Source organism: Chitinophaga sp., assembly GCF_039596135.1.
Lineage (GTDB): Bacteria > Bacteroidota > Bacteroidia > Chitinophagales > Chitinophagaceae > Chitinophaga.
In genome coordinates this window covers 55710-79369 of the sequence record NZ_JBCNKH010000005.1, presented here as the reverse complement: position 1 = coordinate 79369, position 23660 = coordinate 55710, and the positions used below count along the sequence as shown (strand labels likewise).

The window sequence follows — 23660 nt, the reverse complement described above, 5'->3', positions numbered from 1 at the left end:
AAGGTGTGACATATATCCCACATGGGTGTTATGTTGCACCTTTTCTCTTTTTTAGCTGTTCATCATACACTTACAAAAAGTAGTGAATTTGCTTAATCCTTACTGGTAAAGGGTTTGCCTGAAAAAGGGGTTTTATTGTACGATGTATTTACTTTAACAACTCATTAACAAAATAGCATCTTCGTGTGAATTTATATTACCATATGTAGACTATTTTTGATTTAGAGAGATGCAAAATACAAGTCCAGTTGTCAGGGGCTTTAAGTATAAAAATATCCAGGAGTCTTATTGATTCCCATTCTATGAAAACCAATTGTTAAACTTACCATGTCCTAATGAAAGCTAAGTGATTTACACCTAGTGAGAAAGAAAGATTTGTAGAGGAGCCCTTCGTTTTAAAACGAAGGGCTCCCTTGTTTTTGACCTGCTGCAGGCAAATCCATATTGCATAAAAAAAGCTTTTGCCTACGGCAAAAGCTTTTTTTATGCGGATAAATAGATTAATTATTATACCATTGGTATTTCGGCTACTTTATACACCTTCTTATCCAGCTTTTCTTTCGTTTCGCTGAATGCACGCAACGTCAGCTCGATGTCTTCATCGTTATGTGCTGCAGTTGGAATCAGGCGGTAAATGATCTGACCTTTAGGAATTACAGGGTAAACCACGATAGAGCAGAATACATTGTAGTTCTCACGCAGGTCCAGGCACATTGCAGTTGCTTCAGGAATATCACCCTGCAGGTAGATCGGTGTAACAGGAGAATTGGTGCTACCTATGTCGAAACCGCGCTCTTTCAGGCCAGACTGCAATTTGTTTACATTAGACCAGAGCTTAGCTTTCAGTTCAGGATGGTGACGCATCAGTTCTACGCGTTTCAGGTGACCGATTACCAGTGGCAATGGAACTGATTTTGCGAAGATCTGGGAACGCATGTTGTAACGCAGGTAGTTGATAATTTGCTTTTCACCACTGATGAAAGCACCGATAGAAGCACCGGATTTAGCGAAGGTATTGAATACCAGGTCAATTTTGTCCTGTACACCTTGTTCTTCACCAGTACCGGCACCGGTTTTACCCATTGTACCGAAACCATGTGCATCATCTACTATGAAGCGGAACTCATATTTGTCTTTCAGGGCAGCGATTTCCTTCAGTTTACCCTGGTCACCAGCCATACCAAATACACCTTCAGTGATCACGAGGATACCACCAGTGGTACCTTTGATCAGGTCTTCAGCACGTTTCAGTTGTTTTTCCAGGTCCTCGATGTCATTGTGCTTGAACACATAACGGTGACCCTGGTGTAAACGCAAACCGTCGATAATACTGGCGTGACATTCAGCATCATACACGATCACGTCACGACGGCCGCATACTGCATCGATGGCACTCATGATACCCTGGTAACCATAGTTAAGGAGGGCTGTGTCTTCCTTACCCATGTAATCGGATAATTCTTTTTCCAGCTTTTCGTGGTAGTTCGTGTTACCACTCATCATACGGGCTCCCATTGGCGTGGCAAGACCGAAATCCGCTGCTGCTTTAGCATCTGTAGCACGTACCTCGGGGTGGTTAGCCAGGCCGAGATAGTTGTTCAGGCTCCAAATGATTTTCTCATTGCCCCGGAACTTCATACGGGGACCAATTTCACCTTCCAGCTTAGGGAACGCGAAATAACCGTGGGCTCTTTCTGAGTGTTCCCCGATAGGGCCCATGTGTTTCAGCAGTTTCTCGAATATATCCATATGTTAAATAATGATTAATAGTGCTTGTTTTAAATTTGCCACAAAGGTATTAAAATATTAGTTTTTGTAAACTTGGGTTACATTTCAAAATGTTAAAAAATAATAATGTATAAAAGAATTCTTAGCCCGAAGATTTTAACGATAGCATTGGTTACGGTTAATTGCGTCTTTTTTAACCAGGTAAGTGGCCAAAAAGCTACCTCTCCAAAACCTGGTCAGGCTACTGCCTGGAGTAAGCCGGCCGTGCCGCCGTCAGGCCGCCCCAAACTAGTAGTTGGCATTGTGGTGGATCAAATGCGTTGGGACTACCTGTATCGCTTTAACAACCGTTATAGTGATGGTGGCTTCAAACGGATGTTGCGGGAAGGATTCTCCTGCGAAAATACATTAATTAATTATACTCCAACAGTTACGGCTGCTGGTCATACCTGTGTTTATACAGGTTCTGTACCTGCCGTACACGGAATTGTGGGCAATGAATGGTTTAGCCCTACCCTGAACAGGGAGATATATTGTGCGGAAGATAGTACGGTCAGCACGGTGGGCAGCACTTCCAATGCAGGAAAAATGAGTCCTGAGAATATGCAGGTGACCACTATCGGCGATGAACTGAGGATGGCTACCAATTTCAAAAGTAAAGTGGTAGGCGTGGCGATTAAAGACAGGGGATCTATTCTGCCCGCGGGCCATAGCGCTACAGCGGCTTACTGGTATGATGGTACTACCGGCAACTGGATTACCAGTTCTTATTATATGAACCGCCTGCCTGACTGGGTAGAAAACTATAACAGGGAAAAATGGCCGGCACAGTACCTGGAGCAGCCCTGGAATACCCTGTACCCTATCGAAAGTTATACACAGAGTGCTGCAGATAACAACGCTTATGAAGGTGTTACTCCTGTATTCCCGCATGACATGAGTGCAAATGCCAATAAAGGGATTGCTGGTACACCCTATGGCAATACCATGACCCTGGATTTTGCCCGGAAGGCAGTGAATGCTTACCGCCTGGGGAATAATGGCGTGACGGATATGCTGACTATCAGCCTTTCTTCTACTGATTATGTAGGGCACCAGTATGGACCTAATTCTATCGAAGCAGAAGATACCTACCTGAGATTAGATAAAGACCTCGCTGCCTTTTTCAAATACCTGGATGCCACTGTGGGAAAAGGACAATACCTCGTGTTCCTCACGGCAGATCATGGTGTGGCACATGTACCAGGTTTTTCCAGGGAGAATAAATTACCAGGCGGCAGCTGGAACGTGGCTTCAGATATCAAACAAATAAATGCGGTTGTAAAAGAGCGCTTTGGTGTGGATAAAGCGGTGATTGGCGCGAGCAATTATCAATTGTACCTGGATCACGAAGGCATTGAGAAAGCTGGTAAATCTGTGAAGGATATTGCGGACGTAGCCGCAAAGGAATTATTGAAAGATACCGCGATTGCGAATGCGTTTCCCTTATATGACCTGATGAATATGATTATTCCAAATCCATTGAAAAATATGCTCGTTAACGGGTACAATGCAAAGCGCAGCGGCGATATACAATATATCATCCGTCCTGGCTACATTGAAGGGGGGAAAACAGGAACTACGCATGGCTTATGGTATCCTTACGATGCACATATTCCATTAGTCTGGATGGGATGGGGCATACATCCCGGAAAAAGCAATGCGCTAACAGGGATGACGGATATAGCACCTACGATAGCAGCTTTATTAAGAATACAGATGCCGAGTGGAAATGTAGGGTTAGTGATAGATGCAATTGCTCACTAAAATATTAAGAACGCTTCTACTAAAGTAGAAGCGTTCTTTTTTTATATTAGAGAAAGACACATACCATACCCGCTTATGAGAACGTTACTCTTATGTTCACGACAGTAGATTACAGGTTGAACTAAGTTTGCAGAAATTAGTATATTCATTCAGCGAAACCAGCTTCGCCACTTAAAGCTTAATGAAATACGAGCATATCCTATATGATGTATCCGGTCGTGTGGCTACCGTCACACTCCACCGCCCGGAAAAGCGCAATGCGTTGAATGCCGCAATGGTAACAGAATTGCAGGCAGCACTGGACGCAGCGGCCAAAGACGCCGTTGTGAAAGTGATCGTATTAAAAGGTTCCGGAGAGGCGTTTTGCGCCGGTGCGGACCTGGAATCCCTGCAACAATTACAAAAGAATACCAGGGAAGAAAACCTGGCAGACTCCCGTGCTTTGATGGCACTGATGAAAAAGATCTATTACCATGACAAGGTAGTCATTGCCCAGGTAGAAGGCCATGCTATAGCAGGTGGCTGTGGGTTAGTTACGCTGTGCGACCTGAGTTATGCCGTGCCTGAAGCAAAACTGGGCTATACAGAGGTGAAAATCGGTTTTATCCCTGCACTGGTATCAGTGTTCCTCGTACGGAAAATAGGGGAGGGAAGGGCCCGCGAATTGCTTTTAACGGGCAGATTGATCACTGCAACAGAAGCTGAACGCTATGGTTTAATCACGCAGGTGGTACCAGCCGGAGAAATAGCGGCTCATGTGGCACAGGTGGCGGAAGATCTCTGTAACAATGCTTCGGGCAATTCGTTAAAAGTAACAAAGCGGTTAATCACCCGGGTTTACGACCTGCCACTCGATGAAGCATTGGAACACGCTGCCGCAGAAAATGCCGTAACCCGTGAACATGCTGATTGTCAGCGGGGTATACAGGCTTTCCTGGACAGGCAGAAAATGACATGGTAAACCGGTACGATTTTTTCAATATTACCTATGAAACCGAAGCATGACAATGATCCCTATCCCAATAGGACAAATGCATGCCAGGCGTCCGGTATTTAACCGATAAAACTTTTTATACGAAACACTTAACTGTCATGCAAAAAGCTCTTTTCACGTTTTTGTTATTGGTGGTGGTCACTACCAGCCAGTCGTATGCGCAACGACTGGTGTCCGATGCAAAAATTGTATACAATATGCAATCCTCCGGCCAGTCGGCTACAGACTCCGGTTTTACAGGAGGCACGCTCACCCAGTACATGAAAGGTCATCAAAGCCGTGTGGATATAGATTTCAGTGAAGTCCATATCAGCTACCTGATAAACAGTAAGGAAGAATCGGTGGTGACATTGATTAATAATCATGGGGATAAGTACCTGACCCGGGCCGGGAAGGAAGAATATGAGAAGGAATTGAAGTTGTACTCCGCCGCACAGTTCAAAGATGGGAATGAAACGAAGAAGATAGCGGGGTACAATTGCCGGAAGGCAACGGCGAAACTACCGGATGGAACGAGTTTCGAAGTGTATTATACCACTGATTTGCAGCCGGAAAACAGGCAATACAACAGGCGGTTTGTGAATTTGAGAGGGATACCGTTACAGTTTGAGATATTGAATAAGAATGGTGGAAAGATGACGATGATAGCGGTGTCAGTAGAGTTGAATGCAGTGCCGGGGTCTTATTTTGATGTGCCAAAGGCGGGGTATAAGGAGATTAGTAGGGAGGAGTTGGCAAGGATGGGAAGTTAGATTTTAAAATAATTAAGAGAAGGCTCCGGGATACCGGGGCCTTTTTTTGTTTTGGGCCAATCGAAGCGTTCATGCCGCAGGCATGAACGCTTCGATTGGGAGGGATAGTCCTGCGGATGGCTGGAGCACGCAAATTTGGGGAGCGGCCCTCCTGCAAACGGCAAAAAGAACCCTTCCTGCGGCCAGCAAAAAGCCCCCTTCCCTAAACGACCAAAAATAAAAATGCCCTGGCGAAGCCAGGGCATTCTCTATGCGCTATATGCAAATGTGATTAGTTCTTTCTCAATGGCAGAATAATCTGCAAATGATGGTAGCCCATGTTGGATGGCTGTTGAATCTGGGCAGCATAAGGCAGGACATAGGTCACATTCCCCTGCTTAATAGTCATGGTAGACTTAAAATTCCATGAGGTATTATCGTCAGACAACTTGAAGCCTGCGTTGATCGCATTGAAGCGATATCCCGCATCCAGGCTCAGGTTTGCCTTAGGCATAGCGCTAAGGGAAAGCTTTTCTTCAGCCTTCTTTCCTTTGTCTTTATTATCGTTTGTAATATTATCACTGGCGTATGCGCTGGTGGCTACCAGAGCCATTACACCGGCCAACAAAAAAGACAATGAAAAGGTCTTAAATATGGTAGTAATCTGTTTCATTGTATCACAAATGTACAAACTTTTTTATATATTATATAACACTTCCTTAACGAAGTTAATAAAAATTTCCTAAAGTTATGTTAAACTGTGTTAAATATGCTGAGAATCAGGAAAGACTTTCTTTTATTCCTGTAGTTTAATCCTGCGGCAGGATTTTTGCCACCTAAGATATGAATAGCTGACATCGGTAGGGACAGTTTTAACATTCTTTTGACTCATCATGTTGTTAAAAGATTAATGCAGACAAAGGAAAAAATTCAGAGATAGCGACTGCCTGCCAGGCTCGCAGCTGAGGAATCAAAAAATACTTATATTTACATTAATGAATCAAGACTTCCCATTTTTAAACGATGATTTTGAGGAGATAAGAGACTTGTTACAGCAGTTTGAAAACCTGAAATCCGGACAGTCTCACAGTTTCCTTGATGAGGATTCCTTCGAACTGATCATAGACTACTATGATGAGCATGATGAACTCCCCAACGCAATGCAAGCGGCCGAACTGGCTATTGAACAGTTCCCCTACTCTTCGACACTTCTACTCAAAAAAGCCAACCTTTTAATAGAGTCCAAAAAATACCAGGAGGCCATGGAACTGCTGGAAAAAGCAGCCATCCTCGACAGCACTGATATCAATCTTTACATCCTGCAAACCGACGTTTACCTGGCCATGAACCAGCACCAGAAGGCTGCTGCTCTGCTGGAGGAACAAATCGGCGTGTTTGACGGAGATGATAAAACGGAACTATTACTCGAGCTGGCCGATGTGTATGACGACTGCGAGGAGTTCGACAAAGTGTTCGAATGCCTGAAAATGACCCTGGAGCATGCGCCGAACAACGAAGAAGCGCTGCACAAGATCTGCTTCTGGACAGAATTCACCGGTCGCAACGAAGAAAGTATCCGCCTCCATACCAGCATTATCAATGAGCACCCTTACAATCAGCTGGCCTGGTTCAACCTGGGTACCGCTTACCAGGGGCTCAAACTATATGAAAAGGCAATTGACGCTTACCAGTACGCGATCGTTATTGACGAAAAATTCGACTATGCTTACCGGAACATGGGGGATGCTTTCATCCGCCTCCGCAAGTATGCCGATGCCATCGATGTGCTGAAAAAGCACCTGGAAATAGCCAAGCCTGAAGATGTGATCTATGAAGCCATCGGTCACTGCTACGATCGCCAGAAGAAGTATACGCAGGCCAGGTACTACTACCGCAAGGCTTCGCACCTGAGCCCCGGCAACGATAAATTGTACTACAAGATCGGCGCTGCGTATATTATGGAGAATAACTGGGAAAATGCCATTAAATCCATCCTGAGCGCCATCAAGCTCAATAAGAATAATGCCGAGTACCTGATAGCCCTGGGCAACTGCTACATGGAGCTGGACCGCAACAAAGAGGCCCTGATTCACCTGCTGGCAGCCGTACGCCTCCGTCCATCCAGCGCCAATACCTGGCTGGAATTTATAGCCGGGCTGTACCGCTCCGGTTTCTATGAAGAAGCGATGACCCAGCTGGAAGCAGCTACCCGCAAAGTAGGGCAGAAGCCGGTGTTCTTATATTGCAAGGCAGCCATCAGCATTGCCACCGGCCTGTACAAAGAAGGTCTGCTGCAGCTGGAAAACGCCCTGCAGGAATCGCCTAAACACCTGAAAAAGATGCTGGCCATCGATCCAACCCTGTTGGAACACCCAGGAGTGCTGGAACTGGTGAGTAAATACAAACCAGTGCGGAAAAGAAAGAAATAATCTCCCTTGAAATAGGACAAATGGCGCTTATACTACCTGGTATAAGCGCTTTTTTTATACTTAAATAGTGTTAATAATTAACCACTTAGCATGTAAGGGCTTGCGTTTTTAAATAGAAATTACTTATTTGGGGCCTGTTTGCCGGGAATGTGTTAATTTCGCGCCGGTTTTATATAGCTATTATTTATCTTGGGTAAGTTACTATTCCATACCGCAACAACTAAACTGACCAACGTGCGTTCCGGCTGTCGGCCAAAACTGTATGCCTGGAATGCCAACCAAGAAGACGATAAAAATGTTTCAAATGAATTTTAATCTGACACAAATTCCAGAGCGTACGACGAAACCGCGCAATTATGGTCTGACCATGGTAATGGACAAAGGCCTGAGCCTGCAGGAAGCAAAGAATTTCTTATCAATTTCAGCTCCGCACGTTGATATCTTGAAGCTGGGATTTGGTACATCATTCGTGACGCCGAACCTGCGTGAAAAGATTGAGGTGTATCAGGCGGCTAATATCCCTGTTTATTTCGGGGGCACTTTATTTGAAGCATTCCTTATCCGTAACCAGTTCGACGACTTTGTACGTATGATCCAGGATTATGGTATTAAGCATGTTGAGGTTTCTGATGGTTCTATCACCATTCCCCATGCGGAAAAGTGTGGTTATATAGAAAAACTCTCCAAAATCGCAACTGTATTGAGCGAAGTTGGTTCTAAAGACGCTGAGCACATTATTCCTCCCTATAAATGGATTGAGTTGATGAACGCTGAGCTGGGGGCTGGTGCCAGCTACGTGATCGCCGAAGCAAGAGAAAGCGGTAACGTAGGTATCTACCGCGGATCTGGTGAAGTAAGAGAAGGTCTGGTACAGGAAATCCTGACCCAGGTACCATCTGAAAAAATCATTTGGGAAGCGCCTCAGAAAGCACAACAGCTGTACTTCCTGGAACTGATTGGCTGCAACGTGAACCTGGGTAACCTGGCTCCGTCCGAAGTAATCGCGCTGGAAGCAATGAGAGTAGGTCTGAGAGGTGATACTTTCCACCTGTACTTAGAAAAAGCATAATTGGTAATGAAGGTATATGGTCTGATAGGATACCCGCTGAGTCATTCTTTTTCCAAAGGTTTTTTTGCGGAGAAGTTTGCCAGGGAAGGCATCCAGGGATGTGTATATGACAGCTTTTCTCTGCCTGCTATTACTGATCTATCAGCACTGATAGAGAAGTATGGTACGGAATTAAATGGCCTGAATGTAACCATTCCTTACAAGGAAGCAGTGATTCCTTACCTGGATGAACTGAGTCCTGCAGCGGCCAAAATGAAAGCGGTGAATTGCATCCGGTTCATCAATGGTCGCAAGATCGGGCATAATACCGATGCCATCGGGTTCAGGCGTTCCCTGGAACCGTTGCTGCAACCACATCATAACAAAGCACTGGTATTGGGTACCGGTGGCGCTGCCAAAGCTGTACAATACGTACTGGAAGCGCTGAACATTCCTTACAAACTAGTAAGCAGGCAGGCAAGCGCGGGAACCATTACTTACGAAGCAGTTACTGCTGATGTTATCGCTACCCATACACTGATTATCAATACAACGCCGCTGGGCATGTATCCAAATGTAGATGCAGCGCCGGCATTGCCTTACGAAAAGTTGAATGAGCAACACCTGTTGTACGATCTGATTTACAATCCTGCTATCACCGCCTTTTTACAGAAAGGAGCCGAACGGGGTGCGACGATCAAGAATGGGCATGAGATGCTGATCTTACAGGCAGAGGCGAGTTGGGAAATCTGGAATGAAAAATTATAAATAAAAAGCCGGCAATCACTTGCCGGCTTTTTATTATGCAGCCTTAATGGTGTAGTATACACAGGTCGTAAAAAAGTTCCGCACAAAAGGAACTGCCGCGATAGGACCAAATTGTACCCTGGGCTTGAGCCCGAATTTGTATTTGTAAATAGGATTGATCAGGTAAAATTGCTTCTTAGAAATCTGGTATCCCTGTTGCTTCACTATCTTCTCAAATCTTTCGATAGAGATCCCTGTATCCTTAATTTCCATCAGTTCATCGATAATGCCCTGTGGCTCACCAAATGCACGCAGCAACCCTTTGTACAGGAAATTGGGCAGCAGGTGGATATAAGGCATCATGTTCAGCACCTTGTTCTGGCAGGTCTGCTGGTGGCCGCCGTGAGGCATATACCAGGGCGGGAAGCCAAAGTATACCTGTCCCCGTGGAGTCAGCAGGTTTTTCAGGTAACCAATGATTTTCGACTGGTCCGGAATGTGCTCAATGGCATCTTTGAGGATGATGAGGTCGAAAGAGTGTTTGAACTCTCCCAGGAAATCAACGTCATAAATATTCTTGTTGATCAGTTGCATTTGACCCGCATCTACATATTGCTTCAGGTATTGATGACCCAGGGCAATCTTGTCGTCAGAGAGGTCTACTCCCACACAATGACATCCTCTTTCCAGGAAAGGAATTAATACGCCGCCTTCACCACAGCCGATCTCCATGATCCGGATATCCGGCGTGATGGGCATCGCAGTTTCTATGAATGGCAGGACGTAATTTACTGAGTTATCAACTTGCTGCTGATACCTAACGTCTGCATTACCGTGTTGTATTAACGACATATGTTTTGAAAATTGTGTGAAAATAGTAAAATATCTTTGCGGCATGAACCAACAAGCAAAAAATAAATACGAAGAAGGACAGGTGATACTGATCAATAAGCCTTTGACCTGGACTTCTTTTGACGTGGTGAGGAAAATCAGGAATACGACGAAAGCCAAAACTGGTCATGCAGGCACACTGGATCCGCTTGCTACCGGGTTGCTTATATGCTGTACCGGGAAGATGACGAAAAAGATCAACGAGGTGCAGGCGCAGGAAAAAGAATATACAGGTACATTTACCCTTGGGGCAGTGACACCTACTTATGACCTGGAGTCCGAACCCACAGATTTTAAATCACTGGATGGTCTGACCCCTGAAATAATTCATGCAGCTACGAAAGCGTTCATCGGTGAATTGCAGCAGTTGCCGCCGATTCACTCTGCTATCAAGCAAAATGGGAAGCCTATTTATGAGCTGGCACGCAAAGGTGTGGAAGTAAAGGTGGAACCGAGAAAAATCTTTATAAAGACGTTTGAAATTACGTCAATTGAATTGCCGGTGGTGCATTTCAGGGTGGAATGTAGTACGGGTACTTATATCCGTTCACTGGCCAATGATTTTGGTGCAGCTTTGGGGGTGGGTGGATATATGAGTAGTTTATGCAGAACGAGGATAGGAGAGTATAAGCTGGAAGATGCGTACGGGATGGAGGAGTTTATAGAAAAAGTAAAAAACGAAGTTATATAAACAAAAACGCTTTTGCCTTTGGCAAAAGCGTTTTTGTTTGGGGCGTAGCCTGCGGCCGGCTTTAGCTTCGCTGGCGCATTGATGCATGCTAGAACGGATACCCAATCGCCACGTTCCATATAATATTATTCCTGCGCCAGCTTCCACTACCCAGATCCCACTCACTCAAATACCAGCCATCCTTGTTCCCTGTAAAATAAGGCACTTTCACAGGCACTCCCCAGTCCAGGCGGATCAGGAAGAATGAAAAGTCCAGTCTCAAACCGGCACCGGTACCTATTGCCAGATCGTGGTAGAGTTTGCTCAGCCTGAATTCAGAACCTACACGCGAAGTATCTTTCTTCATCATCCAGATATTACCCATATCCACAAAAGTTGCCCCTTTCAGGTTCACAGTTCCATTGAAAAGACGCAATAAGTCAAAACGGTATTCAATATTCCCTTCCAGTTTCATATCACCTGTCTGATCCGGGAAGGTAGCCGCTGTGGCCGAAGTATCTTTAAATGTACCAGGACCCAGGGTACGCAGTCTCCAGGCCCGTATACTGTTGGGTCCACCTGCAGTAAACTGGCGGATATAAGGCATTACATCCGACTTACCATAAGGAACACCTACACCACCATAAATACGCGTGGCCAGCGTGGTATGCGGGGTCAGGTTCCAGTAATGCCGGTAATCAGCTTCTATTTTTACGAAGTTGGCAATCTCCATATTGGTGAGCGATTCCAGGTCATTTTTGGTGCCAAATGCGCTACTCATCAGGCTATTGATCCCATTCAGCCATGCACCGGATTCTTCGATATTGGCCCTGAAGTAGGAATTATGCAGTTTATGCAGCAGGTCATTGTTGCTATAAATGTAAGTGACGTTTTCCCCACCTATAAAAGCAGGTTCAAAGCTGCGTTTCAGGTAAGGGTTATTGTCCACGGTTGTCGCCCTGAACGTTGGGTTCAGGTTCACACCTACATAGTTTAGTGAGATCGGTTTTACATTCCATGCCTTGTAAGCAGATTCTTTCCACTCATAACCAAAGGAAGCGTTGATATTGGAAATATAAAACTTATCGGTACGGGTCAGGTAGTCAAAACCTGTTGTGAGGCGGGTTTTGACGCCGGTACGGTTAGATGCGATATGAAAAGGGGTGATAAAGCGGGGGAAAATCAGGCTCACCTGTCCGCCAATCTCCTGCGACTGCAGCATCCAGGTACCCAGGTTACGGATCAGTTCAATACCGCCATTGAGGCCGATATTGAGCTGGGTGGCCGAGCGACCCACGTTCAGGTGCTTGTAGTTCAGGCTGATACCGCTACCCACCAGGTAGTCAGAGGAGGTACTCACCTCAAAGTTGGCGCCCAGCTCTTGTCTGCGCTTAGGTGCGAGGAAGAGGTAAGTCTCCAGCGTATTGGGCTTTGTTTTGCTCTCCCTGAACTGTAGGGTCACGAACTGCCATGCGCCCAGGTCATAAAGGTGGCTGATAGCGTCGTTCGTCTTTTGCTGGGAATAGAGGTCACCATTGTGCAGACTGATAGAGCGCTGAATCACGCTGGGTTTGAATATATTTTGCCGGTAGCGGATGATGAGGTCATTGCGTTCCAGGCGCTTGAATATAGAATCGTTGGTATTGCCGTAGCTCGGATAGTCAGGATACACGTATACACTATCCAGGTGATATTGCTGGTAACGGGCGCTGGTATCGTCCGGATTCCTGATTTTGACAGTGATATCCATTTTCGGGTTATCTTGTCCTTTCTTTTCGTTGTATACGTTGATGATCCCTTCAAAAGGGTTCATGAGGTTGCGGAAGAGGGTTTTGTGCAGGGTATCGATTTCGAACTCGATAGCATCCCTGTCAAATTTGTAGTAACCGGCATTGCGCACTACCCGCATCAGTCTTTCCCTTTCACTGCCCAGCAACTCCTGTTTGTACGACATGCCGGTTTTGATAAGGGAGAGCTTCTCATTTTGCTGTACCACTTTCAGGATGCTGGTATCGGGTACTTCGTAGCGGATACTATTGATCACGAAGTTCTTGCCGGTATTTACCAGGTAGGTCACGCTCGTCTTCTGGTGCCTGGTGGTTTCCTTATAGTCGACGGTGGCGTAGAAGTAGCCCTGGTTATTCAGGTAGCTCACCATTCTTTTTACAGACTCCTTGGTTTTCATGGAATCGTAAACAACAGGTTCTTCCAGGTTGCGCTTGGAGAGCATCAGGTTCCAGAACCAGTTGGATTTTTTCTCTTTATTCTTCTGATTATAGAGCCATACCTTCATGCGGGTACCGAGAAAGGAGGTATTGGCCTGCTGCAGCATGAGCTGCTTGGATGTGAGGGAGGCGCGAATATCCTGCTTTTCGGTGGATGTGGCTTCCCCTTTTACGTTCACATTGCTCTGGATATAGAGTTGCTGGTTTTTTTGCAGGTACTTAGTATTGGAACAGGCAGCCAGCACCAGTATGGTTATCGTCGAAACAAGAAGATTCAGAAAGGGTGGCCGCTGCATCTAGTCAATACAATGTTTATTGTTTATAGCAAGAATTCCATGACGTACATAGAACCTTCACCTGTGTGGCTTTGCCGATTAAAAGAATTCATGTAGGTTTGGCCCTATGTTGTCAAAGGCGCAAATTAAGTATATTCAATCATTACAGCATAAAAAATACCGTCAAAAATCTGGCCAGTTCATTGCTGAAGGTGATAAGATCGTTCCAGAGCTGGTATCGGGGGGAATGACGGTGAGAGAAGTGTATGCTACCAAAGAGTGGCTCAGTGACCATGAACAGCTATTGAAAGGAAAAGTACCTTTCACCGAGGTGGAGGCACACGTATTAAAACAATTATCGGCGCTCACCACTCCCAATCAGGCCCTGGCCCTGATAGACATTCCCAGGGCTGCGCCTTTGGTCCTGAAAGGCCAGGTATCACTTGCTCTAGACACTATCCAGGACCCGGGAAACATGGGGACCCTGATACGTATAGCCGACTGGTTCGGCATCAAACAACTGATCTGCACACCAGATTGTGTAGATGTGTATAACCCCAAAACGATCCAGGCTACCATGGGGAGTATTGCCAGGGTAAATATTATTGAAACAGACCTCCTGCCCCTATTGGAAAAAGCAGAAGTTCCTTCTTATGCCGCCACCCTGCATGGTACGGACATTACTTCCTTCTCCAAACTGTCAGAGGGCATTATCCTGATCGGCAATGAGTCAAAAGGATTGAGCGATGCGGTGATTGCTGCTTCCACGCACAAACTTACCATTCCCAGGCTGGGAGGCGCCGAGTCGCTGAATGCCGGTGTGGCAGCGGGTATTATCTGTGGGAGATTGCTTATTTAAATTGCAATGCTTTTACCGGGGTGATCTTTCGTGTAACCAAAGACGGTACAGTAAGTACCAGCAGGCATACCAGGAAGGTACCCAGGTTGATGAGGACTACATGGAACCAATGCAGGTCTATTGCGGCTGTAGACATGTAATAACTTTCTTCGTCCAGTTTCAAAAAGCCGGTCACCTTTTGTAACATAGCGAGCCCCACACCCAGTATATCACCTATAATCAATCCGGCAAGAACAATATAACCTGCTTGGTAAATGAAGATACGCTGGATATTGTTGTTGCGCATACCGAGTGCTTTCAGTATGCCTATCATGTTCGTACGTTCGAGAATGAGTATCAGGATGGCGGTGATCATGTTGATAACTGCCACGATAGTCATGATGACGAGAATGATGATCTCATTTTTATTTTGCAGTTCCAGCCAGTCAAATACATTGGGATAAATATCCTGGATGGTGCGCAGCGCCAGTTTATCGGGAATGCCATTCAAAGCCTCATCCGCTATTTCAGTCATTTTGTGGTAGTCATCAATGAATACTTCATAACCACCTATGCTGCCGGCTGGCCAGTTATTGAGCTTACGAATCAGTTCCAGGTCGCCAAGCACATATGTCTTGTCATATTCTTCCACAGCAGTTTTATAGATCCCCTTTACTTTGAGCTTTCTGGCCCTGGGCGGGAGACCCGCACCCTGAATAAAGTATATAATCAGCGGGTCGTTCACTTTCAGTTGCAGTTCTTTGGCCATGCTGCTGGAAATGATAATTTCCGGGGCATAACTGCTGTCATTGAAGTGAATGACACTGCCTGACTGCATAAATTGCTGAATGTGTGACCAGTTATAATTACGGTCTACGCCTTTGAAAATCACGCCGGAAAGGTCTTTCTCTGCCTTGATGATGGCCGATTTAGTGGCGTAAATATTCACGGTGTTAATACCGTTTATATTTTTCAGGTAGGAAACAATGTTGGAATCCGCCTGGAAAGGAATTTGTTCTGTGAGCGGACCTGCGTTTGCCTGGTAATTGTTAATATGCATATGCCCCCAGAAATTAAAGATCTTTTGCTGGATGACATGCTGAAAACCGTTTACCAATGCGATTGCCAGGATCATAACAGCTACGCTGATAGCGGTGGCTACCACGGCAATGTTGATGATGAACCTGGAAAAAGAGCCAGACCGGTTGAAAGCGATCCTTCTGGCAACGAAGAAAGATAAACGCATGAGACAAATGTATCAAATTTTCTGATGGGTAAAAGAGGGTTTTGGCGCTAGCCGGGGAAAAGGTCGTACCTTAACATTCCTATATAGATAAGTTATGATGATAAAGCCCTACTTCTGTATACCTGTAATCGGGCTGCTGTTATATTTTATTCCAGCAGTAGCGCAGGACAACGTCTATGGACCTGGTCACATTTACTACAACAATATCAGGTCTGTAAAACTGAACCAGTCCGGTGATCAGACAGCTTTCCCCATTATTTCACTGAATGGAGGAGATGCAGTGGATCTCTCGTTTGATGACCTGGATGCAGATGTCAAGGATTACTATTATACATTACAGTTGTGTAATGCTGACTGGACGCCGGTCAACATCAACCAGCTGGAATACCTGAGAGGCTTTTCTGAGAACAGGATTACAACGTATAAATTTTCCAGTGTAGCGCTGGTGCGATATACACATTATACGGTGTCATTGCCTAATTCTAACTGTATGCCCATAAAGGCGGGCAATTACCTGCTGAAGGTATACCTGGATAGCGATACCTCCCAGCTGGCATTTACAAAGCGATTGCTGGTGGTAAGTAATAGAGGCGGATTGAGTGGTGTGATCCAGCAACCGGTGTCGCCAAAGGTGTTCAAGACGAATCAGAAGGTGAATTTTGTAGTGAGTACAGGAGGACTGAATGTAGTGAATCCATTTGATCAGCTGAAAGTAGTGATATTGCAGAATTACAGGTGGGATTTTCCGATCCTGAATCCGAAGCCAATGTTTATAAAGGGGAATTCGATTGAGTATAATGCAGAACTGGATTGCCAGTTTCCGGCAGGAAAGGAGTGGAGATGGATAGATTTGAGAAGCTTTCGGTTGCAGACGGAACGTGTAAAACGGTCTGAATATCACCCCGATGGAACAGATGTGTATGTGATGCCGGATTATCCCAGGGGGAATACGATGTATTCTTATGTAAAGGATTATAATGGCATGTATTTTTTAGCAACGATTGATAATTATGATCCGTTTTATGAGGGGGATTATGCCACCGTACATTTTAATTATCCTGCGCCCGAGCCGTATGCCGGATTTGACCTGTACCTGATAGGAGAGATGACAAATTATGAATACAATGATGGGAGTAAGATGGTGTATAATCCGCAGACGAGGGCTTATGAAGGTACCATGTTTTTAAAGCAGGGATTTTATAATTATGAATATGCGCTGTTGGATACGAGAGATCCGGATGCAAGACCGAGTACGGCAGATACAGAGGGAGACTGGTGGGAGACGGAGAATAGTTATACCATTCTGTTGTATTACCGGGATTTGGGGGGCAGGTATGATGAGTTAGTTTCTACGGTGACATTGAATTCTAAATTGAATAGATAAACAAAAACGCTTTTGCCTTTGGCAAAAGCGTTTTTGTTTGGGCCGTGGCCTGCAGGCGGCATTTAAATTTACTGTACTGTTTGTCTCAACTTCACAATATTCGCTGCACCTCTCTTTATAATAATTCTCGTACCTCTGTCGAAAGTAAAATACCGGTAGAACCAGTTTATAAACACTACCAGCTTATTCCTGAATCCCAATAAGCTCATCAGGTGTACTACCATCCACACGATCCAGGCAAAATACCCACTGATCTTCATGCCGAAAAATTCAGCAATTGCCTTGTTACGACCGATGGTCGCCATGCTGCCGAGGTCTTTATATTTAAATGGTTTGATAGCGGATGGCTGGCCTTTGGCAATGAACCGGATATTGTGCGCTACGTTTACACCCTGCTGAATAGCTACCTGTGCTACCATCGGATAGCCTTTAGGGAAGCGTTCCGGATCATTCATCATCTGTGCGATATCACCTATGGCGTAGATATTTTTATATCCTTTTACCTGGTTGAATTCATTCACCATAATGCGTCCGCCGGGAGCGATGATATCTGCAGGAATACCATTTACAGGTACGCCTTTTACCCCTGCTGCCCACAGGAGTGATTTACTCTGCAGTTTTTCACCATTGCTGAGGGTGAGGGTTTCACCATCATATTCTTTTACAAAGGTGTTGAGGATGACATTTACCCCCAGTTTGTGTAATCCGTCCAACGCTTTCTGTGAAGAGTGTTCACTGAAACTGTTCAGTACGCGGGGGCTTCCTTCTATCAGGTAAATCTTCATGAGGGATACGGGGAGTTCGGGGTAGTCTTTTGGCATAATGTACTTGCGCAATTCTGCAAAGGCACCTGCCAGTTCCACACCTGTAGGGCCTCCGCCTACCATCACGAAGTTCAGTTTTGACTGAATTTCTGCAGGATCATTCAGCAGCAGGCTCTCTTCAAATTGTTTGATCAGGTAGTTACGGATCTGTACCGCTTCGATGAGGGACTTCATACCGATAGCATGTTCTTCAATCGCTTTGTTGCCAAAGAAATTAGTGGTACTGCCGGTGGCAAAAACCAGGTAGTCGTAATGCAGGTCGCCGATACCGGTTTCCAGTATATTGTCGGCAGGGCGTACGCCTGTTACTTCTGCCATACGGAAGTAGAAGTTTTTCTGATGCTTGAAGATGCCACGAAGAGGAAAAGCGATGCTATCCGTTTCGAGGCCGGCAGTTGATACCTGGTATAGTAAGGGCTGAAATAAATGGTAGTTGTTTCTGTCAAGCAGAACTACCTGTACTGGGGCGTCTTTCAATTGTTTTGCCAGGTTAATACCTCCAAAACCTCCTCCAACAATAACAACACGGGGTAAACCTGTATCCGGAACATTCGGCTGAATCATAAAAACATCATTTAGCGATCAATGAAATATAGAAGAAGAAATCTATGCCAATTAGGTTGGCACTGTGTTTTTAAACGCCGGAGTTTATAAATGCGTATCAAAGTTATAAAACTTTCAGAAAAAAATGAAAGTTTGAGAAAGGAATTTAATTCCGGACTTACTCTTTTAAAAAGATTCACTCAATTCCAATCACTTTTGCCTATGGCAAAAGTGATTGGAATTGGTTTCGGGCCTGCGGTCGGCTTCGCTTGCGCGATGTAAAAAAAAATCCCCGATGCATTGCTACACCGGGGAGTATATACCATCTAAAAGTATGTACTACATTTTCTTAGCGTCTTCCAGGAACTTAGCCAGGCCGATATCAGTCAGCGGGTGTTTCAGCAGACCCAGGATTGAATCGAGTGGGCAGGTACAGATATCAGCACCAGCTTCAGCACATTTTACGATGTGGAGAGCGCTGCGGATACTAGCTGCGAGGATTTCGGTTTTGAAGCCCTGAAGACTATAGATCTGGGCGATCTGAGCGATCAGTTCTACACCGTCCCATGATGAGTCATCGATACGACCGATGAATGGAGATACAAAAGTAGCACCAGCTTTAGCAGCCAGGATAGCCTGTCCTGCAGAGAATACCAGTGTACAGTTTGTTTTAATACCGTTGTCAGTAAACCATTTCAGCGCTTTCACACCGTCTTTGATCATTGGCACTTTCACCACGATGTTTGGGTGAATAGCAGCCAGTTTCTTACCTTCTTCGATAATGGATTGAAAATCAGTAGACAGAACCTCTGCGCTGATGGGGCCGTCTACCAGTTCGCAGATGTCTGCGTAATGTTTCAGGATATTCGCTTCACCTTTGATACCTTCTTTTGCCATCAGGGAAGGGTTGGTGGTTACGCCATCGAGTACACCCAGGTCGTGTGCTTCTTTAATCTGTGCCAGATTTGCTGTATCTATGAAGAATTTCATGGTGAAATGTATTTAGTATGATTTTGTAATTAATTCAACGGAGTAAGTTATGCAACAATTAACACATTGTCAAGCATAAAGTATTGCAAATATAGACCCATACCCGTACAGATGAATCTGAAATTTGAAATCAATAAATAAAAAGCTGAAGATTACTGGGTCATACCACACAGGTCATTCGTATGAAGGAAATAGTGACAATCAGCTATTGACGAGCGCCTGATGACCTGGAATAAAAGAGAAAAAAAAAGGCAAGTTACTTACATCGCACCGCTACAACCGCCTACCCTTGCTACATTCCTGTCCTGGGGGAGTTCAGCAGGAGCTGGTCGTATAAGACTTGCCGGCTGCAAATGTAGGACAATTGCGTTAACTTCCAAACACATTTCAAAAGATTCTGCGAAAATCTTTAAAAATGCAGTATTTTGAAGCATATTAAATCAGGATTCGGGACGATTTTTGTCGATGTAGCTATATGTTTGAGACCTCTAAATCAACATTTTAATTTCCCTAATGTTTTAATGAGTATCCCTATTTGGTATTTTTTACAAAAAACATTATATAGTTTTAAAAAAGAATATTTATTTTGTTAAAAATTAACCTTTCACCTAAAAATTATTTAACCTCATGGAGACAACATCTTACGACGGCGCTGGTGGTATTTTTGCGTTGTTAGGATTCGGTTTCTTCTTTACCGGATTTGCAATTTCTATTTTTACTATCATCTGCCACTGGATGGTATTTCAAAAAGCAGGTCAGCCAGGTTGGGCTGTACTTGTTCCTATTTATAGTTTCATTGTTTTCTGCCGTATCATCGGCAAACCATGGACCTGGATCCTGTTATTGATTCCTCCTATTTGTATAGTAGGTTTTTTTATTATCTGGATTAACGGTTCAATGTCCCTGGCAAGAAGCTTTGGGAAGGACACCTTATTCGGTCTCGGCCTCATGTTCCTGGCGCCTATCTTCTATGCGATCATTGCATTTGACAAGAGCATTCGTTATGTAGGACCTAATGGCATTCCTACAGAAGACCTGGACAGCCAGATCGATAGCATCGGCAAGCCGGCACTGTAATAGTTTTTTGTTGTTTTTTTGCCATATTGATCTGCTGCCGGTTGCTCACAGGACCGGCAGTTTTTTAATTTCTGTCACTTATGAACACATATCAAGGAGAGGACATTTTAAAAGAATTCAACGAGGAAGTAATGATCCCTGAACCAGTAGATAAGGGTATCAGGTTAGCCAATTTTTTGATTGACGGGGTGTTGTCGACAATTTACATTTTTGTTGTTGCAATTTGTGTGGGCATGGTGTTGGGACTTATCATCCCTAATCTTAGCTATTGGATCGTAGCAAACCAGGGGCTGTTCAAGTTTCTGACCTATGTGTTCACTTATGCTATTTGGCCGCTTTACTATGTATTGCAGGAGGGGCTTTTAAAGGGACGCACTATCGGGAAACTGATTACAGGTAGTGTCGCTATCCGCCTGGACGGGCAGCCACTTACATGGAAAAACGCATTCGGCAGATCTTATGCCCGTCTTGTACCGTTTGAGATGTTTTCAGCGCTGGGTACCCCATGGCATGACTCCTGGACAGGAACTACCGTTGTTAGCAAAGCGAAATTGGTGACAATGTAATTTTATCGGGTAGTATAGTAATTGTAGTCGTTTAGTACGGTCTCGAGAAACTGGAAATGATTCATTTCTGTTTCGATCACCAATACTTCTTTTACTCTTTCCGATACCCGGGCTATCAGGTCCTGGTTGCCAGACTTGATAGCCTGGTCCATTAATACCTTGATCTTATTCATATCCCTGTCAGACAGGCGAAGAATCTGGGGAAAGTGGGGTTCATAATTCAACGAAGACATATCCCGGTAAATGGTATCCTGTATACTGGTTTTGTTTTTTGTATTCACCACTATCGTACCGGCCACTACATCGCCCAGGCGCTGATCGTAACGGGAACGGACCATAGATATGATAGGAATGGCACCATTCAGGAACAAAAATCCCCAGGGAGTTTCGATTATACGAAACAACCAGCGGATCAGGTGCTGACTGATACTTGGCTTACCACCATTCAGACTTCTGACCTTCAGGCCTAACATCATTTTTCCTGGAGATTGCCCGTTCATTGTAATCTCAAACAGGAGATAATAGAGCGAAACGGGGAGCAAACAAAAGAGAATGTACATCACTGTTTCAGTATTGCCAGACAGGTGCATCCTGGTAAACGTCACATAGATAGCAATGATGAATGCCAACCGGATGAGAACGTCAATAAACCAGGCCAGAAACCGCATCATAATATTGGCAGTTTCAAATTCCAGCTCTATATTGAAGGATGTAGGTATTTTTACATTAGCCATGTACAAATTTACTAATTAATGTATATGTTTGTTATAATGGACAACCCATGCGTGAAACTACTTTTATAAAGAAAAATTTACCCCGCTGGAAAAAGTACCAGGAGGAACCAACCGAGGATCCGGATGAGATGGCTGCCCGGTTCACCAGTTTGCTGGATGACCTGGCATACGCCAAAACATTCTATAGTTTCAGCAAGGTCACAGGTTATATCAACAGCCTGGCGGCAGACATTTACCAGCGGATCTACGGAAACCGCCAGGAAAAAGACGGCCGTTTTCAGCGATTCTTTAGGTACGAGTTGCCCCTGATCTTCCGTAAATATCATCGATTATTACTATTCACGTTTACATTTTTTCTGTTATTCTGTATTATGAGCGCATTCTCCGCCGCCCGCGACGAAACTTTCGTAAGAGGGGTGCTGGGCGATGAATATGTGAGCATGACAGAAAGAAATATTAGTAACGGAGACCCCTTTGGTGTGTACGGTAATGGAAATGAGCTGGTTATGTTTCTTGAGATTGCCTACAACAATATCAGGGTTGCCCTCATGTGTTTCATCAGCGGTATATTTATGGGTATTGGCACTTTGTATATCCTCATGAAAAATGGAGTTATGCTCGGTTCCTTTCAATATTTATTTTTTTCCAAGGGGCTGGGGTTAAAGTCGGTGCTGGTTATCTGGATACATGGTACGCTGGAAATATCTTCCATCGTGATCACCGGGGCCGCAGGCCTCGTCATGGTGAGTGGCCTGATCTTTCCGGGTACCCGCAAGCGATTAGACGCCCTTAAAAAAACAGCCAGAGATGCGGTCAAGATGATGATCTGCCTCATCCCGGTATTCCTCACCGCTGCATTCCTGGAAGGGTTTGTGACCCGGCATACCAAAATGCCCATGTTCGCAAGTGTCAGTATCCTGGCGCTCTCCCTGGCATTTATAGTAGGTTATTTTGTGATATACCCCATTTATGTATATCGCAAAGGATTCAGACTGGACGAAGCCGGCAAAGTTATAAAACCAGTGAAATGAGGGAAGGATTGAAAGCATTACTAATCGCATTACTATTACTGCCCTGTGCCCTTTATGCACAGGATACTGCAAGCCTGGAGGACCATATTCCAAAAGTAACGGCAGATATTGATACAGCAGTGGACCTGAATGCAGCGCCATACCTGTATGACGAAGCTGTACCTATGGATGCAGACACGATAGATGACTATGACGAAGCATCTGCCCTGCTGATCCGGAAAGTGCCCACTGAAGTAAAGAATAAATTCAGCAAAGACAAGGAACTGCAATATCACCAGAAACCTCCCAAAAAGGCTCCCAGCTTCGATTTTAAATGGCTGGATGCTATTTTCATTGGTATTGCATATCTCTTTAAGGCTTTCTGGTGGCTCATTGTTATCGCCATCCTGGCAGCAATGGGCATGGCTATCTTTGTCTACCTCCGTAGGAATGGCTATGTGTTTAAATGGAGTAAGCCAGCGTATAATAAGGAAGAAGTACAGCAGGAGGAAGAAGAGCATGATGCGAGCGGCTACGAAATGCAGATTCAGCAGGCGATTGCAGAAGGCAGGCTCAGACTGGCAGTGCGCCTCATGTACCTGCAGACAATCCGGGTGCTGGCCGATAAAGAAATCATAGTATACAGTAAGGAGAAGACAAATGCCGCATACCTGCGTAGTCTGTCGCAGACCCCGTGGCATAAACCCTTTGCGAGGCTAACTGTGGATTACGAATATATATGGTACGGTGAAGTGCCTGTGAATGGTGAACAATTCAGTACTATTCAGGGGCAGTTCAAACAATTTCTGAACGAATTAGGCTATATCCGGTGAAAAGAACTATTGGAATAATCATCGCTTCTGTATTCTTGCTGTTATTCGTGGTAGCAATAATAGCTTCCAAT

General features: G+C 44.8%; 21 protein-coding genes and 1 other RNA gene. 13 read left to right on the top strand and 9 right to left on the bottom strand.

Annotation, left to right across the window (positions count from 1 at the left end; genetic code table 11):
• Window positions 1–507 precede the first annotated feature (507 nt).
• On the bottom strand, window positions 508–1749 hold the full coding sequence (locus tag ABDW16_RS05580; protein ID WP_343668287.1) for a pyridoxal phosphate-dependent aminotransferase family protein: 1242 nt from the start codon (window positions 1747–1749) through the stop codon (window positions 508–510).
• 105 nt (window positions 1750–1854) lie between these two features.
• Between ABDW16_RS05580 and pafA the strand changes: the two genes are divergently transcribed.
• From pafA to ABDW16_RS05565, 3 genes are all read left to right on the top strand, one after another.
• The gene (gene pafA / locus ABDW16_RS05575) at window positions 1855–3534 is read left to right on the top strand and encodes an alkaline phosphatase PafA (protein WP_343668286.1); all 1680 of its coding nucleotides are present in this window, start codon (window positions 1855–1857) and stop codon (window positions 3532–3534) included.
• A gap of 181 nt (window positions 3535–3715) precedes the next feature.
• Complete coding sequence (locus ABDW16_RS05570; protein ID WP_343668284.1) at window positions 3716–4495, top strand: enoyl-CoA hydratase-related protein; 780 nt, start codon at window positions 3716–3718, stop codon at window positions 4493–4495.
• A 131-nt stretch (window positions 4496–4626) separates the two neighbouring features.
• Window positions 4627–5280 carry a hypothetical protein gene (locus ABDW16_RS05565; RefSeq protein ID WP_343668282.1) on the top strand — a complete coding sequence of 218 codons (654 nt, stop codon included), beginning with the start codon at window positions 4627–4629 and terminating at the stop codon, window positions 5278–5280.
• 271 nt (window positions 5281–5551) lie between these two features.
• Here ABDW16_RS05565 and ABDW16_RS05560 read toward each other — a convergent pair whose 3' ends face one another.
• Window positions 5552–5932 carry a hypothetical protein gene (locus ABDW16_RS05560; protein ID WP_343668281.1) on the bottom strand — a complete coding sequence of 127 codons (381 nt, stop codon included), beginning with the start codon at window positions 5930–5932 and terminating at the stop codon, window positions 5552–5554.
• A gap of 322 nt (window positions 5933–6254) precedes the next feature.
• Between ABDW16_RS05560 and ABDW16_RS05555 the strand changes: the two genes are divergently transcribed.
• The 3 genes from ABDW16_RS05555 to ABDW16_RS05545 all read left to right on the top strand — a co-directional run bounded on the left by ABDW16_RS05555 (window position 6255) and on the right by ABDW16_RS05545 (window position 9504).
• Complete coding sequence (locus ABDW16_RS05555; protein ID WP_343668280.1) at window positions 6255–7688, top strand: tetratricopeptide repeat protein; 1434 nt, start codon at window positions 6255–6257, stop codon at window positions 7686–7688.
• A gap of 304 nt (window positions 7689–7992) precedes the next feature.
• Complete coding sequence (locus ABDW16_RS05550; protein ID WP_343668279.1) at window positions 7993–8757, top strand: phosphosulfolactate synthase; 765 nt, start codon at window positions 7993–7995, stop codon at window positions 8755–8757.
• Window positions 8758–8763: 6 nt separating this feature from the next.
• Entirely contained in the window at window positions 8764–9504 is a 741-nt protein-coding gene (locus ABDW16_RS05545; RefSeq protein WP_343668278.1) for a shikimate dehydrogenase, read from the top strand.
• A 33-nt stretch (window positions 9505–9537) separates the two neighbouring features.
• Here ABDW16_RS05545 and ABDW16_RS05540 read toward each other — a convergent pair whose 3' ends face one another.
• Complete coding sequence (locus ABDW16_RS05540; protein ID WP_343668277.1) at window positions 9538–10335, bottom strand: class I SAM-dependent methyltransferase; 798 nt, start codon at window positions 10333–10335, stop codon at window positions 9538–9540.
• 43 nt (window positions 10336–10378) lie between these two features.
• On the opposite strand from ABDW16_RS05540, the gene truB reads away from it, so the two are divergent.
• Window positions 10379–11065, top strand: coding sequence for a tRNA pseudouridine(55) synthase TruB (truB, locus tag ABDW16_RS05535; RefSeq protein ID WP_343668275.1), 687 nt, complete (start codon window positions 10379–10381; stop codon window positions 11063–11065).
• A gap of 88 nt (window positions 11066–11153) precedes the next feature.
• Here the strand turns inward: truB and ABDW16_RS05530 are convergent, their stop codons facing one another.
• The gene (locus tag ABDW16_RS05530; protein ID WP_343668273.1) at window positions 11154–13565 is read right to left on the bottom strand and encodes a BamA/TamA family outer membrane protein; all 2412 of its coding nucleotides are present in this window, start codon (window positions 13563–13565) and stop codon (window positions 11154–11156) included.
• Window positions 13566–13671: 106 nt separating this feature from the next.
• Here ABDW16_RS05530 and ABDW16_RS05525 point away from each other — a divergent pair, with 106 nt between their 5' ends.
• Complete coding sequence (locus ABDW16_RS05525; protein WP_343668272.1) at window positions 13672–14403, top strand: RNA methyltransferase; 732 nt, start codon at window positions 13672–13674, stop codon at window positions 14401–14403.
• Here ABDW16_RS05525 and ABDW16_RS05520 read toward each other — a convergent pair.
• Window positions 14396–15628 carry an FtsX-like permease family protein gene (locus ABDW16_RS05520; protein ID WP_343668270.1) on the bottom strand — a complete coding sequence of 411 codons (1233 nt, stop codon included), beginning with the start codon at window positions 15626–15628 and terminating at the stop codon, window positions 14396–14398. The genes ABDW16_RS05525 and ABDW16_RS05520 overlap by 8 nt on opposite strands.
• A 94-nt stretch (window positions 15629–15722) precedes the next feature.
• Here ABDW16_RS05520 and ABDW16_RS05515 point away from each other — a divergent pair, with 94 nt between their 5' ends.
• Window positions 15723–17012, top strand: coding sequence for a DUF5103 domain-containing protein (locus ABDW16_RS05515; RefSeq protein WP_343668269.1), 1290 nt, complete (start codon window positions 15723–15725; stop codon window positions 17010–17012).
• A 68-nt stretch (window positions 17013–17080) separates the two neighbouring features.
• On the opposite strand, the gene ABDW16_RS05510 is transcribed toward ABDW16_RS05515, so the two are convergent.
• The 3 genes from ABDW16_RS05510 to ffs form a co-directional block, all read right to left on the bottom strand.
• Window positions 17081–18400: an NAD(P)/FAD-dependent oxidoreductase gene (locus ABDW16_RS05510; RefSeq protein ID WP_343668267.1), complete on the bottom strand. Its 1320-nt coding sequence runs from the start codon at window positions 18398–18400 to the stop codon at window positions 17081–17083.
• 318 nt (window positions 18401–18718) lie between these two features.
• Window positions 18719–19369 carry a fructose-6-phosphate aldolase gene (gene fsa, locus ABDW16_RS05505; protein ID WP_343668265.1) on the bottom strand — a complete coding sequence of 217 codons (651 nt, stop codon included), beginning with the start codon at window positions 19367–19369 and terminating at the stop codon, window positions 18719–18721.
• Between the two features lie 246 nt (window positions 19370–19615).
• Window positions 19616–19715, bottom strand: an RNA gene (gene ffs / locus ABDW16_RS05500) — signal recognition particle sRNA small type.
• Between the two features lie 281 nt (window positions 19716–19996).
• On the opposite strand from ffs, the gene ABDW16_RS05495 reads away from it, so the two are divergent.
• Both ABDW16_RS05495 and ABDW16_RS05490 read left to right on the top strand, forming a co-directional pair.
• A complete protein-coding gene (locus ABDW16_RS05495) occupies window positions 19997–20446 on the top strand; it encodes a DUF5684 domain-containing protein (protein WP_343668263.1) in 450 nt (149 codons plus the stop codon).
• 80 nt (window positions 20447–20526) lie between these two features.
• A complete protein-coding gene (locus ABDW16_RS05490; RefSeq protein WP_343668262.1) occupies window positions 20527–21012 on the top strand; it encodes an RDD family protein in 486 nt (161 codons plus the stop codon).
• A 2-nt stretch (window positions 21013–21014) separates the two neighbouring features.
• Here ABDW16_RS05490 and ABDW16_RS05485 read toward each other — a convergent pair whose 3' ends face one another.
• The gene (locus tag ABDW16_RS05485) at window positions 21015–21746 is read right to left on the bottom strand and encodes an RDD family protein (RefSeq protein ID WP_343668260.1); all 732 of its coding nucleotides are present in this window, start codon (window positions 21744–21746) and stop codon (window positions 21015–21017) included.
• 47 nt (window positions 21747–21793) lie between these two features.
• Here ABDW16_RS05485 and ABDW16_RS05480 point away from each other — a divergent pair, with 47 nt between their 5' ends.
• Together ABDW16_RS05480 and ABDW16_RS05475 are read left to right on the top strand one after the other, a co-directional pair.
• Window positions 21794–22777 carry a stage II sporulation protein M gene (locus ABDW16_RS05480; protein WP_343668258.1) on the top strand — a complete coding sequence of 328 codons (984 nt, stop codon included), beginning with the start codon at window positions 21794–21796 and terminating at the stop codon, window positions 22775–22777.
• Entirely contained in the window at window positions 22774–23589 is an 816-nt protein-coding gene (locus ABDW16_RS05475) for a DUF4129 domain-containing protein (protein WP_343668257.1), read from the top strand. Before ABDW16_RS05480 ends, ABDW16_RS05475 begins: the two co-directional genes overlap by 4 nt.
• The last annotated feature ends 71 nt before the right edge of the window (window positions 23590–23660 follow it).

Excerpts from the sequence above, each read along its gene's own strand:
- ABDW16_RS05580 (WP_343668287.1), bottom strand. The coding sequence starts at position 1,749 with ATGGATATATTCGAGAAACTGCTGAAACACATGGGCCCTATCGGGGAA.
- pafA (WP_343668286.1), top strand. The coding sequence starts at position 1,855 with ATGTATAAAAGAATTCTTAGCCCGAAGATTTTAACGATAGCATTGGTT.
- ABDW16_RS05570 (WP_343668284.1), top strand. The coding sequence starts at position 3,716 with ATGAAATACGAGCATATCCTATATGATGTATCCGGTCGTGTGGCTACC.
- ABDW16_RS05565 (WP_343668282.1), top strand. The coding sequence starts at position 4,627 with ATGCAAAAAGCTCTTTTCACGTTTTTGTTATTGGTGGTGGTCACTACC.
- ABDW16_RS05560 (WP_343668281.1), bottom strand. The coding sequence starts at position 5,932 with ATGAAACAGATTACTACCATATTTAAGACCTTTTCATTGTCTTTTTTG.
- ABDW16_RS05555 (WP_343668280.1), top strand. The coding sequence starts at position 6,255 with ATGAATCAAGACTTCCCATTTTTAAACGATGATTTTGAGGAGATAAGA.
- ABDW16_RS05550 (WP_343668279.1), top strand. The coding sequence starts at position 7,993 with ATGAATTTTAATCTGACACAAATTCCAGAGCGTACGACGAAACCGCGC.
- ABDW16_RS05545 (WP_343668278.1), top strand. The coding sequence starts at position 8,764 with ATGAAGGTATATGGTCTGATAGGATACCCGCTGAGTCATTCTTTTTCC.
- ABDW16_RS05540 (WP_343668277.1), bottom strand. The coding sequence starts at position 10,335 with ATGTCGTTAATACAACACGGTAATGCAGACGTTAGGTATCAGCAGCAA.
- truB (WP_343668275.1), top strand. The coding sequence starts at position 10,379 with ATGAACCAACAAGCAAAAAATAAATACGAAGAAGGACAGGTGATACTG.
- ABDW16_RS05530 (WP_343668273.1), bottom strand. The coding sequence starts at position 13,565 with ATGCAGCGGCCACCCTTTCTGAATCTTCTTGTTTCGACGATAACCATA.
- ABDW16_RS05525 (WP_343668272.1), top strand. The coding sequence starts at position 13,672 with ATGTTGTCAAAGGCGCAAATTAAGTATATTCAATCATTACAGCATAAA.
- ABDW16_RS05520 (WP_343668270.1), bottom strand. The coding sequence starts at position 15,628 with ATGCGTTTATCTTTCTTCGTTGCCAGAAGGATCGCTTTCAACCGGTCT.
- ABDW16_RS05515 (WP_343668269.1), top strand. The coding sequence starts at position 15,723 with ATGATGATAAAGCCCTACTTCTGTATACCTGTAATCGGGCTGCTGTTA.
- ABDW16_RS05510 (WP_343668267.1), bottom strand. The coding sequence starts at position 18,400 with ATGATTCAGCCGAATGTTCCGGATACAGGTTTACCCCGTGTTGTTATT.
- fsa (WP_343668265.1), bottom strand. The coding sequence starts at position 19,369 with ATGAAATTCTTCATAGATACAGCAAATCTGGCACAGATTAAAGAAGCA.
- ABDW16_RS05495 (WP_343668263.1), top strand. The coding sequence starts at position 19,997 with ATGGAGACAACATCTTACGACGGCGCTGGTGGTATTTTTGCGTTGTTA.
- ABDW16_RS05490 (WP_343668262.1), top strand. The coding sequence starts at position 20,527 with ATGAACACATATCAAGGAGAGGACATTTTAAAAGAATTCAACGAGGAA.
- ABDW16_RS05485 (WP_343668260.1), bottom strand. The coding sequence starts at position 21,746 with ATGGCTAATGTAAAAATACCTACATCCTTCAATATAGAGCTGGAATTT.
- ABDW16_RS05480 (WP_343668258.1), top strand. The coding sequence starts at position 21,794 with ATGCGTGAAACTACTTTTATAAAGAAAAATTTACCCCGCTGGAAAAAG.
- ABDW16_RS05475 (WP_343668257.1), top strand. The coding sequence starts at position 22,774 with ATGAGGGAAGGATTGAAAGCATTACTAATCGCATTACTATTACTGCCC.